This window comes from Caulobacter sp. SRI_008 (assembly GCF_057586355.1).
Genome location: NZ_JBYCZS010000007.1, coordinates 149,717 through 165,137, shown reverse-complemented (window position 1 = coordinate 165,137; position 15,421 = coordinate 149,717). Strand labels below are relative to the sequence as shown.

The 15,421-nt window shown below is 72.0% G+C and carries 12 protein-coding genes; 8 read left to right on the top strand and 4 right to left on the bottom strand.

The genetic code is table 11. The features are described 5' to 3' along the window. The first annotated feature begins 118 nt into the window (after positions 1 to 118). From AC2YHT_RS08635 to AC2YHT_RS08620, 4 genes are read left to right on the top strand one after another with little or no spacing between them, the layout of a single operon-like run. Positions 119 to 1,141 (top strand): alpha/beta fold hydrolase, encoded by a 1,023-nt coding sequence (locus AC2YHT_RS08635; protein ID WP_487289191.1) that lies wholly within the window; start codon positions 119 to 121, stop codon positions 1,139 to 1,141. Positions 1,142 to 1,167: 26 nt separating this feature from the next. Continuing rightward, positions 1,168 to 2,244 (top strand): hypothetical protein, encoded by a 1,077-nt coding sequence (locus tag AC2YHT_RS08630; RefSeq protein WP_487289190.1) that lies wholly within the window; start codon positions 1,168 to 1,170, stop codon positions 2,242 to 2,244. A 32-nt stretch (positions 2,245 to 2,276) separates the two neighbouring features. Beyond that, positions 2,277 to 3,050 (top strand): alpha/beta fold hydrolase, encoded by a 774-nt coding sequence (locus tag AC2YHT_RS08625; RefSeq protein WP_487289189.1) that lies wholly within the window; start codon positions 2,277 to 2,279, stop codon positions 3,048 to 3,050. A gap of 24 nt (positions 3,051 to 3,074) precedes the next feature. Then, positions 3,075 to 3,899, top strand: coding sequence for an oxidoreductase (locus AC2YHT_RS08620; RefSeq protein ID WP_487289188.1), 825 nt, complete (start codon positions 3,075 to 3,077; stop codon positions 3,897 to 3,899). A 229-nt stretch (positions 3,900 to 4,128) separates the two neighbouring features. Here AC2YHT_RS08620 and AC2YHT_RS08615 read toward each other — a convergent pair whose 3' ends face one another. The 3 genes from AC2YHT_RS08615 to AC2YHT_RS08605 all read right to left on the bottom strand — a co-directional run bounded on the left by AC2YHT_RS08615 (position 4,129) and on the right by AC2YHT_RS08605 (position 7,459). Beyond that, positions 4,129 to 5,961, bottom strand: coding sequence for a DUF885 domain-containing protein (locus AC2YHT_RS08615; protein WP_487289187.1), 1,833 nt, complete (start codon positions 5,959 to 5,961; stop codon positions 4,129 to 4,131). A gap of 185 nt (positions 5,962 to 6,146) precedes the next feature. After that, positions 6,147 to 7,118 carry an HAAS signaling domain-containing protein gene (locus tag AC2YHT_RS08610; protein WP_487289185.1) on the bottom strand — a complete coding sequence of 324 codons (972 nt, stop codon included), beginning with the start codon at positions 7,116 to 7,118 and terminating at the stop codon, positions 6,147 to 6,149. A gap of 11 nt (positions 7,119 to 7,129) precedes the next feature. Beyond that, positions 7,130 to 7,459 (bottom strand): PadR family transcriptional regulator, encoded by a 330-nt coding sequence (locus tag AC2YHT_RS08605; protein WP_110118688.1) that lies wholly within the window; start codon positions 7,457 to 7,459, stop codon positions 7,130 to 7,132. Positions 7,460 to 7,674: 215 nt separating this feature from the next. Between AC2YHT_RS08605 and AC2YHT_RS08600 the strand changes: the two genes are divergently transcribed. From AC2YHT_RS08600 to AC2YHT_RS08590, 3 genes are all read left to right on the top strand, one after another. Next, positions 7,675 to 9,192, top strand: a complete 1,518-nt coding sequence (locus AC2YHT_RS08600) for a hypothetical protein (RefSeq protein WP_487289184.1) — start codon at positions 7,675 to 7,677, stop codon at positions 9,190 to 9,192. Between the two features lie 57 nt (positions 9,193 to 9,249). Then, on the top strand, positions 9,250 to 9,663 hold the full coding sequence (locus AC2YHT_RS08595) for a DUF1810 domain-containing protein (protein ID WP_487289183.1): 414 nt from the start codon (positions 9,250 to 9,252) through the stop codon (positions 9,661 to 9,663). 72 nt (positions 9,664 to 9,735) lie between these two features. Next, entirely contained in the window at positions 9,736 to 10,638 is a 903-nt protein-coding gene (locus tag AC2YHT_RS08590; protein WP_487289182.1) for a hypothetical protein, read from the top strand. A gap of 177 nt (positions 10,639 to 10,815) precedes the next feature. Here the strand turns inward: AC2YHT_RS08590 and AC2YHT_RS08585 are convergent, their stop codons facing one another. Continuing rightward, a complete protein-coding gene (locus AC2YHT_RS08585) occupies positions 10,816 to 13,734 on the bottom strand; it encodes a DUF2135 domain-containing protein (RefSeq protein WP_487289181.1) in 2,919 nt (972 codons plus the stop codon). A 154-nt stretch (positions 13,735 to 13,888) separates the two neighbouring features. Between AC2YHT_RS08585 and AC2YHT_RS08580 the strand changes: the two genes are divergently transcribed. Next, positions 13,889 to 15,412 (top strand): tetratricopeptide repeat protein, encoded by a 1,524-nt coding sequence (locus AC2YHT_RS08580; protein WP_487289179.1) that lies wholly within the window; start codon positions 13,889 to 13,891, stop codon positions 15,410 to 15,412. The last annotated feature ends 9 nt before the right edge of the window (positions 15,413 to 15,421 follow it).

Here is a 15,421-nt window from a genome sequence, read left to right as displayed (position 1 = left end):
CCCCTTCCCCGCCCCATCGGCCCGCCTCGCCGCTTCCAGCCGGTCCAAATCACGATCGCCGCCGCCAATCCCCGTCCGCCCGTCCGCGCCACTCTCGCCGCCCAACCGGAGAGCCCTCATGTCCGCCCAGCCCGCCATCGATCTTCGCCGTCGCCGCCTGTTCCAGGCCGCCGCCGTCCTGGGCGGAGCCGCCGCCCTCACCGCCCTGGCCGCCTCCTCCGCCCGCGCCGCGCCCGCCCAGCCGGGCTGGACCCTGCGCCAGGTCGAGGCTGGCGACCTCGTGGTCGGCTACGCCGAGCAGGGCCCCGCCGACGGCGCCCCGGTGATCCTGCTGCACGGCTGGCCATACGACATCCACGCCTTCGCCGAAGTAGCCCCGATCCTGGCGGCGGCCGGCAAGCGGGTGATCGTCCCGCATCTGCGCGGCTACGGAACGACCCGCTTCCGCTCGGAGGCGACGCCCCGCAACGGCCAGCAGGCCGCCCTGGCGGCCGACGTCATCGCCCTGATGGACGCGCTGAACATCCCCAAGGCCGTGATCGCCGGCTTCGACTGGGGCGCGCGCACCGCCGACATCGTCGCGGCCCTGTGGCCCGGGCGCTGCCAGGCCCTGGTCAGCGTCAGCGGCTACCTGATCGGCAGCCAGCAGGCCAACGCCGCCCCGCTGCCGCCGCAGGCCGAGCTTTCCTGGTGGTACCAGTTCTATTTCGCCACCGAGCGCGGCGCGAAGGGCTACGCCCAGAACACCGACGCCTTCGCCCGGCTGATCTGGAAGACCGCCTCGCCCAAATGGGCCTTCGACGACGCCACCTTCGCCCGCTCGGCCGCCTCGCTGGCCAATCCCGACCACGTGACCATCACGATCCACAACTACCGCTGGCGGCTGGGTTTGGCCCAGGGCGAAACCCGCTTCGACGCGATGGAGGCGAAACTCGCCCAGGCCCCCGTCATCACCGTCCCGACCATCACGATGGAAGGCGACGCCAACGCCGCGCCCCACCCCGCCCCCGCCGCCTACGCCGGCAAGTTCAAGGGCCGCTACGAGCACCGCCTGATCGGCGGCGGCGTCGGCCACAACCTGCCGCAGGAAGCGCCCCAGGCCTTCGCCAAGGCCGTCCTCGACGTCGCCCGCTGGGCCTGACGCTTACCGGAGAAGGAGCCATCGCCATGGCCGATCCGAACCCGCTGTCGCGCCGCGCCTGGCTGAAGGCCGCCGGCCTTAGCGCCCTGTCGCTGGGCGGCGTGCTGGCCCTGCCGCCGGCCCGCCAGGCCCTGGCCCGGGCGCTGGAGCCCTCGCCGGCGCTCAATGCCCTGCGCCTGTCGGGACCCTGGCTCAACAGCCCACCGCTCGACGCCGCCGCCCTGAACGGCAAGGTCGTCGTGGTCTGCTTCTGGACCTATTCCTGCATCAACAGCCTGCGCGCCCTGCCTTACCTGCGCGCCTGGCGGGCCCGCTATGGCGAGCGCCTGGCGATCGTCGGCGTCCACACCCCCGAGTTCGCCTTCGAGGCCGACACCGCCAATGTGCGCCGGGCGCTCACTGATCTCGACGTCGACTTCCCCGTCGTGCTCGACAGCGAGCGACGGATCTGGAGCGCCTTTGGCAACAACGCCTGGCCGTCGTTCCACTTCATCGGCGCCGACGGCCGCCCGCGCGGCCATATCGACGGCGAAGGCGGCTATGACGCCTGCGACCGCCGGATCCAGGAGCTGCTGGCGCAGATCCCCGGCCCCGCCGTTCCCACCGGCCCGACATCGGCCATAGGGCGCGGTCCCGAGGCGGCCGCCGACTGGAACGACCTCGGCTCGGGCGAAAGCTATGTCGGCTATGGCCAGGCCCAGGCCTGCGTCTCGCCGGGCGGCCTGCTCCCCGACCACAGCCACCTCTACAAGGCGCCCGACCGCCTGCCGCTGAACGGCTGGGGCCTGACCGGCGAGTGGACGGCGGGCCGCGAGTTCGCCACCTCCGCCGCCCCGGCCGCCGGCCTCGTCCACCGCTTCCACGCCCGCGACCTGCACATGGTGCTGGCCCCGTCCGATCGGCCGGTGCGCTTCCGCGTCACGCTCGACGGCGCCGCGCCCGGCAAGGATCACGGCTGGGACGTCGCCGCCGACGGCTCGGGCGTGATCGACCGCCCCCGCATGCACCAGCTGATCCGCCAGGCCGGCTCCATCACCGACCGCACCTTCCAGATCGAGTTCCTCGACCCCGGCGCCCGCGCCTACGTCTTCACCTTCGGCTGACCGCCCTTCCCCACGCCTCCAGGAGACCTCCCATGTCCAAGACCGCCCTCGCCTTCGCCCTGGCTTTCAGCCTCACGGGCGTCGCCGCCCAAGCCGCCCCGCCCGCCGCCAAGCCGACCATCGTGCTGGTGCACGGCGCCTTCGCCGACTCCAGCAGCTGGGACGGCGTGGTCGCCGACCTGACCCGCGACGGCTACCACGTGGTGGCCGCCGCCAACCCGCTGCGCGGCGCGGCCTCCGACGCCGCCGCCGTGCGCACGGTGATCAATTCGATCCCCGGCCCGGTGGTGCTGGTCGGCCACTCCTACGGCGGCACGGTGATCTCGGCCGCCGCCGACGGCGCGCCCAACGTCAAGGGCCTCGTCTATGTCGCCGCCTTCGCGCCCGAGGTCGGCGAAAGCACCTTCGACCTGGCCGGCAAGTTCCCGGGCGGCACGCTGGGTGAGGCCCTCGACAAGCCGGTCGACCTGCCCGGCGGCGCCCACGACCTCTACATCCAGCAAGACAAGTTCCCGGCCCAGTTCGCCGCCGACGTGCCGCTGGCCAAGGCCCGGCTGATGGCGATCGCCCAGCGCCCCCTGACCGACGCCGCCGGCGCCGAGAAGGCCGTGGCGACGGCCTGGAAGACCATCCCCTCCTGGTGGGTCTATGGCGAGGCTGACCGCAACATCCCGCCGGCCGCCATGGCCTGGATGGCGAAGCGCGCCCACGCCCGCCAGGTCGTCACCGTGCCCGGCGCCTCGCACGTGGTGATGATCTCGCACCCGCACGCCGTCTCGGCCCTGATCGAGACCGCGGCCCGCTGAGCCGGGCCTGAAAGGAGAACCGCCATGTCCCGCAGATGGCTGATCACCGGCGCCTCGCGCGGCCTTGGCCGGGCCCTGGCCAAGGCCGCGCTCGAGGCCGGCCAGCGCGTCGTCGCCACCGCCCGCGATCCGGCCGCCCTGGCCGACCTCGCCGAGCAGTACGGCGACGCCGTTCGCCTGGCCGCCCTCGACGTCACCGATCCCGAAGCGGCCGAGCGCGCCGTCGCCCTGGCGGCGCGCGACTTCGGCGGCCTCGACGTCGTCGTCAACAACGCCGGCTACGGCGACATCGGCTCGGTGGAGGACACGTCACTCGACGACTTCCGCAAGCAGATCGACGCCAACCTGTTCGGCGCGATCAACGTCACCAAGGCGGCGATCCCGCTGCTGCGCGAGCAGGGCTTTGGCCACTTCATCCAGCTGTCGTCGGTGGGCGGACGCCTGGGCGCCCCCGGCCGCGCGGCCTATTCGGCCGCCAAGTGGGCGATCGAGGGCTTCTCCGAAGTCCTGGCCCAGGAGATGGCCCAAGTCGGGGTGAAGGTGACGATCGTCGAGCCGGGCGGCTTTCGCACCGACTTCGCAGGGTCCTCGACCACCCTGGCCGCCGGCCGGGCCGAGTACGACGCCGTCGTCGGCGCCGCCGCGCGGATGCAGGCCCAGTACCACGGCCGCCAGCCCGGCGATCCGGCGCGGGCCGCCCAGGCCATCCTGCAGCTGGCCGCGATGGACGCGCCGCCCCTGCGCCTGCCCCTCGGCTCCGACGCCCTCGCCGCCATCCGCGCCGCCAGCGCCCGCCGCGCGGCCGAGCTGGAACGCTGGGCGGACTTGAGCGCGTCTACGGATTTCTAGGCCTAGGTTACGGGAGCCATTTTTTCACCGAGCATCCCCGCGAAGGCGGGGACCCAAGCCGAGTCAGCGGGTCGTCCACGGCCGCGCCACATCCGGAACGTCAGCTTGGGTCCCCGCCTTCGCGGGGATTTCACGGGTGGGGTGGCGAACCAGGAGCCCCCCCAACGAAAAAGGGTAGCGCCCTCGCAGGCGCTCCCCCCTCCTCGAACCTTCCGAAGAAGCCCGAGCCTTACTTCCCGGCCTTGGTCGCGGCGATGTAGTCGTCGACCACGCGGTCCAGCACGGTCAGCGGGGTCATGCCCGACAGCAGGCCCGCGTCGTGGAACTTCTTGATGTCGAACTTCTTGCCCAGTTCCTTCTTGGCGCGCTCGCGGGCCCGCAGCCAGGTGATCTTGCCCAGCATGTACGAGCAGGCCTGGCCCGGCCACACGACGTAGCGTTCGATCTCGGTGATCGTGCCGCTTTCCTCGTCGCCCATGGTCTCGGACATGTACTTGACGGCCTGTTCGCGGCTCCACTTCTTGTAGTGCATGCCGCTGTCGACCACGAGGCGGACGGCGCGGAACAGGGCGTCGTGCAGCATGCCGATGTGGCCGCGCGGGTCGCCCTTGTAGATGCCCATCTCGACGGCCAGCTGCTCGGAATAGAGCGCCCAGCCCTCGGCGTAGCCCGAGAAGCCGATCACCTTGCGGATCATCGGCAGGCCTTGCGCCTCGTTCGACAGCGACAGCTGCAGGTGGTGGCCCGGAACGCCTTCGTGCACCGTCAGGGTGGTCAGGGTGTACTTGGCCTGCTCCTTGGTGTCGCGCAGGTTGATCCAGTAGATCCCCGGGCGCTTGCCGTCGAGCGAAGGCGAGTTGTAGTAGCCGCCCGGCGCGCCGGCCTCGATGGCCTTGGGCACGCGACGGATCTCGAGTTCAGCCTTCGGCAGGGCGCCGAAATAGGCCGGCAGCTGCTTCTCGATCCACTTGGCCTTGACGTTCAGGTCGGCGATCAGCTGTTCCTTGGCCGCGTCGGTGTTCTCGTAGATGTCCTTGCCCAGCTCGGCCATCCGCTCGCCGACCGTGCCCTTGGACATGCCGATCGACTTGAACAGCTTGTCGGCCTCGACCGAGATCGACTTCACCAAATCCAGGCCCAGCTGGTGGATGTCGTCCGGGCTCATGGTCGCGGTCGTGTAGTTCTTCAGCGACACGGCGTAGTAGTCGCCGCCGTCCTTCAGGCGCCACACGCCGGCGTCGTGGGTGGCCTTCGGGCGCACGCTTTCCAGCAGGGCGATCTGGCGCTTCAGGGCCGGCAGCACCGAGTTCTCGTAGACCTTCGAAGCCTCGCCGGCCCAGTCGCCGTCGATCTTCTTTTCCTTGGTGCGGCGGGCCACCGACTTGACCAGCGGCGCGTCAGCCGTGGGCGTGTCGGCGAAGGCCTTCATCTGCACCAGGGCCTTGTCGATGACGAAGTCCGGCGGGATCACGCCGTCGGCGTAGTCCTTCTTGGCGATCAGGGTCTCCTGATCCATCAGTCGGGCGAAGCCTTCCATGCGCTGCAGGTAGGCGTCGGCGTCGGCCTTGGTCTCGATGCTGTGCTGGGTGTCGAGGAAGTCGGGCATCGACTGGTAGGCGCCGGTCAGCTGGCTGAGGATGTAGGGCGCGCCCGAACCGCCGCCGGCGTAGCTGAACTTGCGATTGCCCTCGTCCTGCACCGCCAGGGTGAACTCGACGGTGTCGTAGTTGACGGCGTCCATGCCGCTCAGCGCCTTGCGGTCGATCGAGCGCAGCTGGGCCAGTTGCGCCGTCGTCTGGGCCGAGCCGGCGGCGATCGCCTCGAACGAGCGGTCGCTCAGCAGGCCCTTGGTCCAGGCCAGGTCGCCGCTGTCGAGACCGAGGCCCGTCGCCAGTTCGGGGGCCTGGCGCAGCAGCTTGGCCATGGCGTCGTCGAAGAAGGCGTTCAGCTTGGCGGCTTCACCGGCGTTGGACGCCGGCTGGGCGAAGCCCAGCGAGGGCGCGGCGGCGGCGGCGAGGCCGGCGGCCACGGTCGACAGCAGAAGTTCGCGGCGGTTTTGCAAGAGAGAGTCCCCTTCCCTGGAGCCCCTCCCCCAAGGGCGGGCTCGATCCTTACGTCCGGGCGCGACCATGCCGCGCCCAAAACAGCTGGGGCGAAGGCGTAAATGCCCACGTCAGGCGGGGCAACCGGGGACGGATTAATTCCGTGTCATCAAGACCCTGGAAGATCCGTCCCCGCGCGGTCGTTTCAGCGAGCGCCCTTGTAGAGGCGCCACAGGGCCGCGCCGATCTGGCAGGCGAAGATGATCCCGGCCACGAACATCCCGATGTGGAAGCCGGTGTCGACCATGTGCTGCAGCTGGCCCACGTCCTTGGCCGTAGCGGTCACCGGCGTCAGGGAAAACAGCGGCAGAGACTTCCACAGCAGGGTGGTCAGGACCATGCCGCCGATGGCCGTCAGCAGGTCGAACACCGCCCGCGCCCGCACCAGGCCCGGCCGGACCAGGGCGATCAGCGAGGCGACCAGGCTCAAGCCCGCCCAGACCAGGATCGGCCAGTAGAGGGTGGCCCACACCGGCGACGGCGTCAGGGCGATCGCGCCTTTCAGGGTCACGGCCCCGGTCAGGTCCACCCGCCACAGCCCCGTCCACCACAGGATGAACAGCGCCGTGGCGACCACCTCGAACAGGGCCTCGAAGCGCGCCTCGAACATCCCCTTCTTGCGGGTCAGCTGCGGCAGGTCGCGGACGTTCCAGTCGGTCAGGCCGGTCAGCGGCACCCAGCCGCGCTCGATGCCGGCGGCGACCAGGGTCACCAGCCCCGCCAGCATCAGGGCCGAGCGCGGGAAGTCGTGGGTCAGGGCGTCCAGCGTCACGTCCAGCGCCTCGCCCCGGCCCAGCAGGGCGACCACCACCGCCGGCACGACGGTGACGATCGCCGCCAGGGCCACCGCCAGCTTCAGGGCGAAGACGTAGAACGGATAGAGCGTCGGGCCGATCAGGCTCTGCTGCGGGCCGTAGCGGCCGGCCACGGCCAGCGGATGGCCGAAGTCCTTGAGCACCGCCTCGCGCTCCTTGTCGGTCAGGGGAGCGCCCTTGGCCTCCTCCTTTTCCTCGATGCGGTTGAGCAGCACGTCGCGCAGTTCGGCGACGATGTCCTCGCGTTGCGCCTTGGGCAGCAGGGCGCCCACGGCGCCGAGATAGCGGTCGAGCAGGTCCATGTGGGATCCCCTCAGATCAGGTTTTGCAGGGTGTCGTTGATGGCGCGCCACTCGGCGGCCAGGCGGGTCAGTACGGCTTCGCCCTCGGGCGACAGGCGGTAGAAGCGCTTCTTGCGCTTCTCCTCCTCGCGCCATTCGGAGGTCAGCAGGCCCTGGCCCTCGAGCCGGCGCAGCATCGGGTAGAGCGCGCCTTCGTCGATCTCCAGGCCCACTTCCGAAAGGGCCTGGCGCAGGCTGTAGCCGTAGCGCTCGACCTTCAGCTGGGCCAGCACGGCCAGGATCAGCGTCCCGCGACGCAGCTCCTGGCGCAGGGATTCGAAGATGTCGGTATCGGTCGGCATGAGCCTTCCTGTCTTGGTGTGCGCCGCATGGTGTGCAGCACATAGTGTGTGATACACACTGTGTGTCACACAGTAGATTTGCACGCAACCGCCGTTCGCTGAATCTTTCGTAATGTGCGAGGAGCGGAGCGATCACGGCCCCGACCGTCGGCGCCCGGCGTTGCGGCGCGAAGGGCGTCGTGGTCTTAAGGTCCCGCTTAAGTTGGGGGCTTTCGATGAGACGCGTTTCGATCCTGGGGGCGGCCTTGGCCGCGGGACTGTCTGTGGGATCCGCCGCCCGGGCCGACGAAGCGGCCCTGCGGGCGCGCAGCGAGGCGCTCCTCGCCGGACTGCAAGGCGCCCGGCTCCGCGCCTGCGAGGGCGACCTCGCCCAACGCCTGCAAACCGTGATCGACGATCCCGACTTCGATCGCCTCGCGGCCGACCGTCGCGAGAGCCTGCTGTTCGCCGAGCTCGGCTGCCAGCAAAAGGCCAAGGATCCCCCCGCCGTCATCGCGACGGCGCGACGGCTGCTCGGGGTGGCGGTGCGCCCGGAGGTCCGCGCTCAGGCGGCCCTGGCCCTGGTGATCGACGCCAGCCGCCGCGGCGCGCCCGCCGACATGGCGGCCAATGTCCAGATCGTGCTCGAGACCAGCCCGGAGCTGCTCACCCGGGCGCCGGTCCAACTGTTCGACTGGTCTCTGACCGGGCTGACCGACGACCCGGCCGCCGCCGGCGCCTTCGTCTCGGTCCTGCGCCGCGCGCCCTGGACCACCGAGGACGCCCACCAGGCCGTCGACAACCGCTGGGCCCTGCGCGAGGCGACCTTCGCCGCCGACGCGGGCGACATGACCCGCGCCGCCGCCGTCCTGTCCCGGGCCACCGAACTGCCGACCCTGATGGCCGTCTACCAGGACCGCCGCTTCGAGCCCCTGTGGCCGGACATGGCCGCGGCCGGCCGCTTCGACTGGCGCGCCCTGGAGACCGCCCGCCTGGCCGGGATCGACGAACGCATCCGCCGCGAACCGCGCCGCCTGGAGCTCGTCGTCCAGCGCATCCAGGCCCTGCACAATCTCCAGCGCTATGACGAGGCCCGCGCCGTCGGGGTCGACTACATGGCCCGCATGCGGCGCAAGGACGCCTTCGACGATCAGGCCGAACAGAAGGCCTGGGTGCTCTACGCCTACGCCGGCGTGCTCAGCGCCCTGGGCGAGCGCTCGCCCGCCGACCAGGCCCTGGCCGAAGGCGCCCAGGGGCAGGACAAGATCAGCCAGAACGTCAACCGCGCCGCCCTGCAGCTGACCCTCGGACATCCGGCCCAGGCCCTGGAGGCGATCGAGCAGGTTCCTCCGGACTACGGCACGGCCTACGGCCGCATGGTCGTCGCCAGCAACAAGCTGTGCGCCCTGGCCATGCTCGACCGGCGGCCGGAAGCCGAGGCCGAACTACCCGGGCTGCAATCGAACTGGCGCGACGCTCCCGGCGCGACGATCGAAGGCCTGGCCTGCCTCGAACGCGACGACGAGGCGGCCGCCGTTCTCGTCCGCTGGCTGCAGGACCCGGCCTTGCGGGGCGACGCGCTCGCCTGGTTCCGCCATGGCCAGAAGTCGCCCGCCGCCAAGGCCGCCGAGCCGACCCGGCCGGCCTACCTGCGCCGCCAGGGCGCCCTGAAGACCCGCCCCGAGGTCAAGGAGGCCCTGGACAAGGTCGGCCGCGCGCTCTCCGTCGACCTGGGCGGCGAATACGGCGGCTGACGGTCCGGCGGCACGCGGGCGCGAGACAAACGCCCTCACCCGGCCCAAACTCTCGCCATGGCCCACGACCTCCAGCGCTTCGTCGACGCCCAGGCGAGCACCTACGCCGCCGCCCTGGCCGAGCTGCGCGCCGGCGCCAAGCGCAGCCATTGGATGTGGTTCGTCTTCCCGCAGGTCGAAGGCCTGGGCCGCAGTTCGACGGCCCGGTTCTATGCGGTCGCGGGCCTCGACGAGGCCCGCGCCTATCTCGCCCATCCGGTGCTGGGCGCGCGGCTGGCCGAGGTCGTCGACGCCATCCTCGCCCTGCCCGGAAACGACGCCCACGCCGTGTTCGGCTCGCCCGACGACCTCAAGCTGCGCTCCAGCCTGACCCTGTTCGCCGCCGCCGCGCCCGGCGAAGCCCGCTTCCGCGCCGCCCTCGACAAGTACTTCGGCGGCAGGGACGATCCCGCCACCCTGGAGCGCCTGTGACATTCGCCACACCCGCATAGAGCGAATCTGTGCTTTTGTGACTCCTGATTGTTCAACCAGGGGGCCTTGGCCATGCACAGACTCACACCCGCGCGGCTCGTCGTCGCCGGACTCGCCGTCGCGACGCTCGCCCTCGCGCCACAGGCCCTGGCCTTCGGCACGATCCGCAGCCTCGGCCAGAACGCCGAGCACGAGCGCATCACCCGCACGGGCCTGGGCGGCGCCGGCTTCGGCGCCGCCACCCTCGACCTGCTGGCCGGCAAGAACGGAACCTTCGGCGCCGTCGGCGCCCCCGACCGTCCCGGCCGCGGCCTGATCAGCGTCTCCCAGGCCCATTGCGACGACGGCGACTGGTTCGACAGGCCCGGCTACGCCCAGAGCCTGTCCCAGGCCAACGCCGCCCTGCGCGCCTGTCGCAGCCTGATGTACAGCAACCTCGACCAGGCCCTGCTCCGCGCGGGCGACCTGGTTCGTCCCGACCTCTCCTACGGCGACACCACCACCGGCTCGGACTGCCCGTTCGACGGCGAGAAGGGCTCGCCCAAGTGCCGGACCCTGGAATATCTCGGCCTGGCCCTGCACGCCTCGCAGGACTTCTACTCGCACAGCAACTGGGTCGACGCCCCGCGTCCCAAGCCCACCGTCGAGAACCCGCCAGGCCTCAACAACAACGGCCCCGCAGACTGGCTCGGCCCCAGCCTGCCCGCCCAGGTCCCGGCCGGCCTGATCACCGGCTGCTACGGCTTTCCCGAGTGGGCCAGTTGCCGCGGCCGGGTCAAGCACGACTACCTGAACAAGGACACCGCCGGCACGAGCCGCGGCGGCTACGACAAGGCCATGCGCGTCGCCGCCCAGGACACCCGCGCCAAGTGGGACCAGTTCTCCGGCAAGGTCCGCGCCCGCTACGGCGACACCCGGGGCAACAAGATCCTCTGCGTCATCCGCTCGGACCGTCCGCGCGAGAGCTGCGGCTGAGGCTTGAGCAAGCTTCCTGAGTAATTTTTCACCGAGCATCCCCGCGAAGGCGGGGATCCAAGCCGAGCCGGCGGGTCTTTCGACGACTGCGCCTCATCCTGAAAGTCAGCTTGGATCCCCGCCTTCGCGGGGAACACGGATCTAGGGACTGGCGTCGGGCGACCTCCCTTTCGCCCCCTACTTCTTCTTCCTTCCCGCAACCGGCCCCACCTGGAAGCTGCCCAGCCGCGCCTCGCCGTTCTGGCCAGCCTTCAGCTCGATCTCGAACCGCTCCTCGGCCTGGTCCGGCCGGCCCCAGTGGCGGAACAGCCGCACCCGCACCACGGTCGGTCCGTTGGGATCCAGCCGGTCGGGGGCGAAGACATTGGCCCGCACCACGTACTGGCCCGCCGGCGCCCGGCGCAGCAGATACTCCTCGGGGCCATAGCCGGCGGTCATGTCGTTCGACAGCCGCCCGCCGATGCCGGTCGCCGGATTGTCGTAGATCGCCCGTTCACCGGTCGGCTCGTCCACCCACAGGTCCATGTCGCTGTGGTCGGTGTTCCACTCCAGCACCACGCGGATATCGACGTCGAGCAGGGCCGTCAGGCGCGGATCCAGCACGTCCTGCTTCATGCCCTGGGCCGCCATGCGGGCGACCAGGGCGTTGGCCTCCATCAGCGCCGCCATCTCGATGCCGTCATAGGCGCCGTTCCACGGCTTGACGATCACCGCGTTCAGCAAGCCCAGCGCCCGCCGCCAGTCGGCCTCGCGCGCCGCGCCCTTTCGGGCCTCGCCACGCGCGATCAGGGCCAGAGCCAGGTCGCGCCGCGGCTGCGGCCGGTCGGGCTCCAGGAACAGGATCCGCTCCTGCAGCCAGATCGCCCGGTCGAGATCGCCGTAGCGCGCCAGCCGGTCGGCCAGAATGGCCAGGGTCTTCACGCCCGAAGACGGCAGGTCCACGGCGTTGACCGCCACGGCGATCGCCTGCTCGCGGCGGCCGGCGCGGAACGCCTGCTCGGCGACGTCGAAATAGAAGGCCGGCGCGTCGCCGTCGGTCTTCTCCAGCGCCGCGAACCGCTCGGCCCAGGCCTCCGGCGTCTTGGCCGCCGCCAGCGCCTTCAGATAGGGCCGGTCGGGATTCCACTCGGCCGCCTGGATGGCGATGGTCGGCCCGGCCCGCGTCCCGGCCACCACGATGCTTTCGGCGACCGAATCCGCCTCGGCGTTCGCGGCCGGCGCCCGGGCCTCCATGAACCCGTGGGCCGGCTGCGGAGGCGGCGGCGCGGGCGCCGACATCGCCGGCGGCGGGACCGGCACATACATGGCCGGCGGCGCCCACGTCTTCTTCGGCTTGCCGCTCGGCTTGCTCGCCCACCAGGTCTTCTGCGCCGCCCAGGCCGCGACCATCCGGTCCAGGCGCTCGGCGGCGGCCAGGGTGTCGCCCTGCTTCTTGTCGGCCATGCCCTCGCGCCAGGCCGCGATGATCGCCTCGCCGGCCGAGGCGGGCGGCGCGACCCCGGCGTCGACATAGTCCTGAGCGTTCTCCAGCACCACGAAGCTGGCCTCGCCGCTGGCCACGTTGTAGCGCCGCGCCAGGGCCAGGGCCTCGTCGCGGTCGGGGCGGTCGGCAGCCAGCAGATCAGCGATCGCCTCGCGCCCCCACAGCGCCCCCGCGCCGTCGAAAGTCCGCACCGGCAGGCCGGCCAGCGGCAAGGTCCGCCGCGTCCCGTCGGCGCCGGTGAAGACCAGGTCCCCGGCCGGCGTCTTGCCGACGATCTGCCAGCGGCCGGCCGGCCCGGCGATCAGCCGGCTCTCCACCGCCTGGCCGTCGGCCGTGGCCAGGGTGAAGGCCGGGGCCCCGGCGCTGGTCAGCCGCGCCAGGGCCGCCTCCGGGTTCACCGCCGTCAGGTCCACGTGCTGGCCGCCGCCGCGCGTCGCCAGCACGCCCAGGAGGTTGCGGTCGGCGTCCCTGGCGCTCGACAGGGAAAAGGTCCGGCAGGGCGGCGGCCTGGCCGTCCACGCGCCCAGGGTCATGCGGCCGTCCGACACGAAGACGCAGGTGTCGGCCGGCTCCCGCCCGGCCGCGAACACCCCCTCCAGCGTGGTCGCCCCGCCGTAGCTGACGCCGCGCAGCGCCGCGGCCAGGGCCTCGCCCGTCGGCGCCGAAAGCCGCGTCGCCCTGGCCCCGTCGCTGGCGAAGGTCACCAGTTCGACGCCGGCCGGCCGCGCGGCGTCGACATAGCGGGCCAGCAGCGCGATCTCGCCGGCCAGGTCGTCGTCGCGGCGCGAGCGCGAGCGGTCCCAGTAGATCCGCAGGCTCCGCACCGTCGCCGCCCTGGCGTCATAGGGCAGCCGCAGCTCGAAGAAGCGCTCGCCGCTCGCATGGCGGCTCAGCTCCAGCGGCGAGGCCGCGCGCCACGCCCCCACGGCCAGGGCGCCGTCCAGGCTCACGCCCTTGGCCTCGCCCACGGCGGTCGCGCCCTCGGGGCCGTCGCTCCAGGCCAGGGCCAGGCCCGCCGGCGCGGTCACGGCCGGACGCTCGGCCGCCCCGGCGATCGTCACCTTCACCGCCGCCTCGCCCACCGGCTGGTCCGAGGCCAGCGGCAGGCTGAACGACCCATCGGCGGCCAGCGGCGCCACATAGGACAGGCGGATCGTCCGCCCGGATCCCGGCAGAACCGGGAACACCCGCGTGTGGAACGCCCCGTCGTCGGTCACCTCGGCCAGGCCCGGGTCGATCCCGGCCCGCACGCGGTTCTCGTAGACCTCCCTGGCCTGGCGCTTGCCGGTCAGCACCCCGTCGACCATCCGCCCGTCGACGTCGAGGGCGTAGCCGTCGACCACGGCCCCGGCCGGCAGGGCCAGGGTGAAGTCGCCTTCCAGCGCCTGCTTGGTCGGATTGTCGAACCGCGCCTCGACCGTGGTCCTGGCCAGACCCCCAACCAGCACCACCTCCACCTTCAGCCGTGACAGCTTCAGGGCCCTGGCCGGCGCGTCCGGATCGCCGCCGTTGTAGATCTTCGCGGTCAGCGTGGGATTGGCGGCCGGCCCCGCCTGGACGGCGCCTCCACTGATCAAGGCGACGGCGAAAACGGCGATCCAGACGCGGCGCATGACCGGCTCCCAAGCTTAATACTACATTTGTAATCAGATATCGCGACGCTCGCCAAGGGCGAAAAGCCAAGCTCGCACGCCAGAATGTTGTCCCCGGCGTTGCGGCGCGAACGGCGCCGTGATTTCTGAGCCGTCAGTAACGCGGGGGCTTCGCATGATCCGGAAATTCGACCTGGCCGCCCTGGCCGCGGGCGTCGCCATGGCGCTGGCGGCGGCTTCGCCCGCCTCGGCCGCCAAAGCCCCGTCGGCCGGCCTGACCGCCGACGCCGATGCGCTCCTGGCCCGGATCACCGCCCTGCCGGACGACGCCGGTTGCCCCGCCGCCCTGGCCGACCAGATCGACGCCCTGGTCGCCCGCAAGGACTTCGCCAGGCTCGACGCCCCGCGCCGCGACGCGCTGCTGTTCGACGTCCTGGTCTGCCGGGGGTACGACGCCCGGGCGACCGCCGCCGCCCGCCTCCTCGACCGCGACGACGCCGCCCCGCCGCTGGTCGTCCAGGCCAACATCGTGCTGATGATCGACGCCGCCGACCACGAGGACGGCGCGGGCCAGCTGCGCGCCATGCAGCGGGTCGCCGCCCTCGACCCGACGCGCCTGGCCGCCTTCCCGCCCGACAGCTTCAACCAGGCGGTCTCCGACCTGAAGACCGATCCCGCCGGCCAGGCCCGCGCGCTGGACCTGCTGCGCGGTCTGGAATGGCCCACCGAGGACGGCCATCGCCTGGTCGACAACGGCTGGGCCCTGAGGCGCGCCGAGCTGGCCGCCGACGCCGGCGACATGACCCGCGCCGCCGCCGTGCTCGACCGCGCCTCCGACGTCGCCGTCCTGGCCGCCGTCGCCCAGGACCTGCGCTTCGCGCCGCTCTGGCCCGACATGCAGGCCGCCGGCCGCTTCGACTGGATCAAGCTGGTCGAGGCCCAGCTGGCCCGCGGCGAGGAGCAGTCCCGCCGCGAGCCCGGCCGCCTCGACCGCGTCGTCGACCGCATCGACACGCTGCGGGTCCTCGGCCGCTGGGAGGAGGCGCGCGCCCTCGGCGCCGACTACGCCGCCCGTCTGGCCCGCGGCGAGCGCTTCGACGATCTAGACGACCAGCGCCCCTGGCTGCTGACCAGCTACGCCCAGATCCTGGCCGATCTGGGCCAGATCGATGCGGCCGACGCCCAGATGGTCGCCTCGGTCGGCGAGGACAGGATCAGCCAGCACCTCGCCCGCGCCGGCCTGCTGGTCGACGCCGGCCGCGACGCCCAGGCGCTGAAGGTGCTGGCCGACGCCGACATGGCCAACGCCCGCATCGTCGGGCTGCAGTGGGCGCGCGCGCTGCGGGCCTGCGCCAACGTCCACCTGGGCGACAAGGCGGCCGGCGAGCGCGAGCTGCCCGCCCTGCGCAAGGATCGCCGCCAGGAGGCCGCGGCCCTGTCCACCGCCCTGCTGTGCCTGGGCCGCCAGGACGAGGCCGCCGCCCTGATGGTCGAACGCCTGGACGATCCGGAAATGCGCCGCGAAGCCCTCAACGCCTTCCGCACCGGCCGCCAGCCGCCGGTGATCAGCCCGGGCTCGAAGGAGCTGAACGCCCTGCGCGCCGCCCTGCTGGCCCGGCCCGAGGTGCGGGCGACGCTGCGCAAGTACGGCCGGACGCTGGATCTGCCCCTGGCCGGCCCCTACGACGGCGGCGTCTGAGCCTCTCCC

Bases quoted from the DNA above. Each gene is read 5' to 3' on its own strand.
- AC2YHT_RS08635 (WP_487289191.1), top strand. From the start codon at position 119: ATGTCCGCCCAGCCCGCCATCGATCTTCGCCGTCGCCGCCTGTTCCAG.
- AC2YHT_RS08630 (WP_487289190.1), top strand. From the start codon at position 1,168: ATGGCCGATCCGAACCCGCTGTCGCGCCGCGCCTGGCTGAAGGCCGCC.
- AC2YHT_RS08625 (WP_487289189.1), top strand. From the start codon at position 2,277: ATGTCCAAGACCGCCCTCGCCTTCGCCCTGGCTTTCAGCCTCACGGGC.
- AC2YHT_RS08620 (WP_487289188.1), top strand. From the start codon at position 3,075: ATGTCCCGCAGATGGCTGATCACCGGCGCCTCGCGCGGCCTTGGCCGG.
- AC2YHT_RS08610 (WP_487289185.1), bottom strand. From the start codon at position 7,118: ATGGACCTGCTCGACCGCTATCTCGGCGCCGTGGGCGCCCTGCTGCCC.
- AC2YHT_RS08605 (WP_110118688.1), bottom strand. From the start codon at position 7,459: ATGCCGACCGATACCGACATCTTCGAATCCCTGCGCCAGGAGCTGCGT.
- AC2YHT_RS08600 (WP_487289184.1), top strand. From the start codon at position 7,675: ATGAGACGCGTTTCGATCCTGGGGGCGGCCTTGGCCGCGGGACTGTCT.
- AC2YHT_RS08595 (WP_487289183.1), top strand. From the start codon at position 9,250: ATGGCCCACGACCTCCAGCGCTTCGTCGACGCCCAGGCGAGCACCTAC.
- AC2YHT_RS08590 (WP_487289182.1), top strand. From the start codon at position 9,736: ATGCACAGACTCACACCCGCGCGGCTCGTCGTCGCCGGACTCGCCGTC.
- AC2YHT_RS08585 (WP_487289181.1), bottom strand. From the start codon at position 13,734: ATGCGCCGCGTCTGGATCGCCGTTTTCGCCGTCGCCTTGATCAGTGGA.
- AC2YHT_RS08580 (WP_487289179.1), top strand. From the start codon at position 13,889: ATGATCCGGAAATTCGACCTGGCCGCCCTGGCCGCGGGCGTCGCCATG.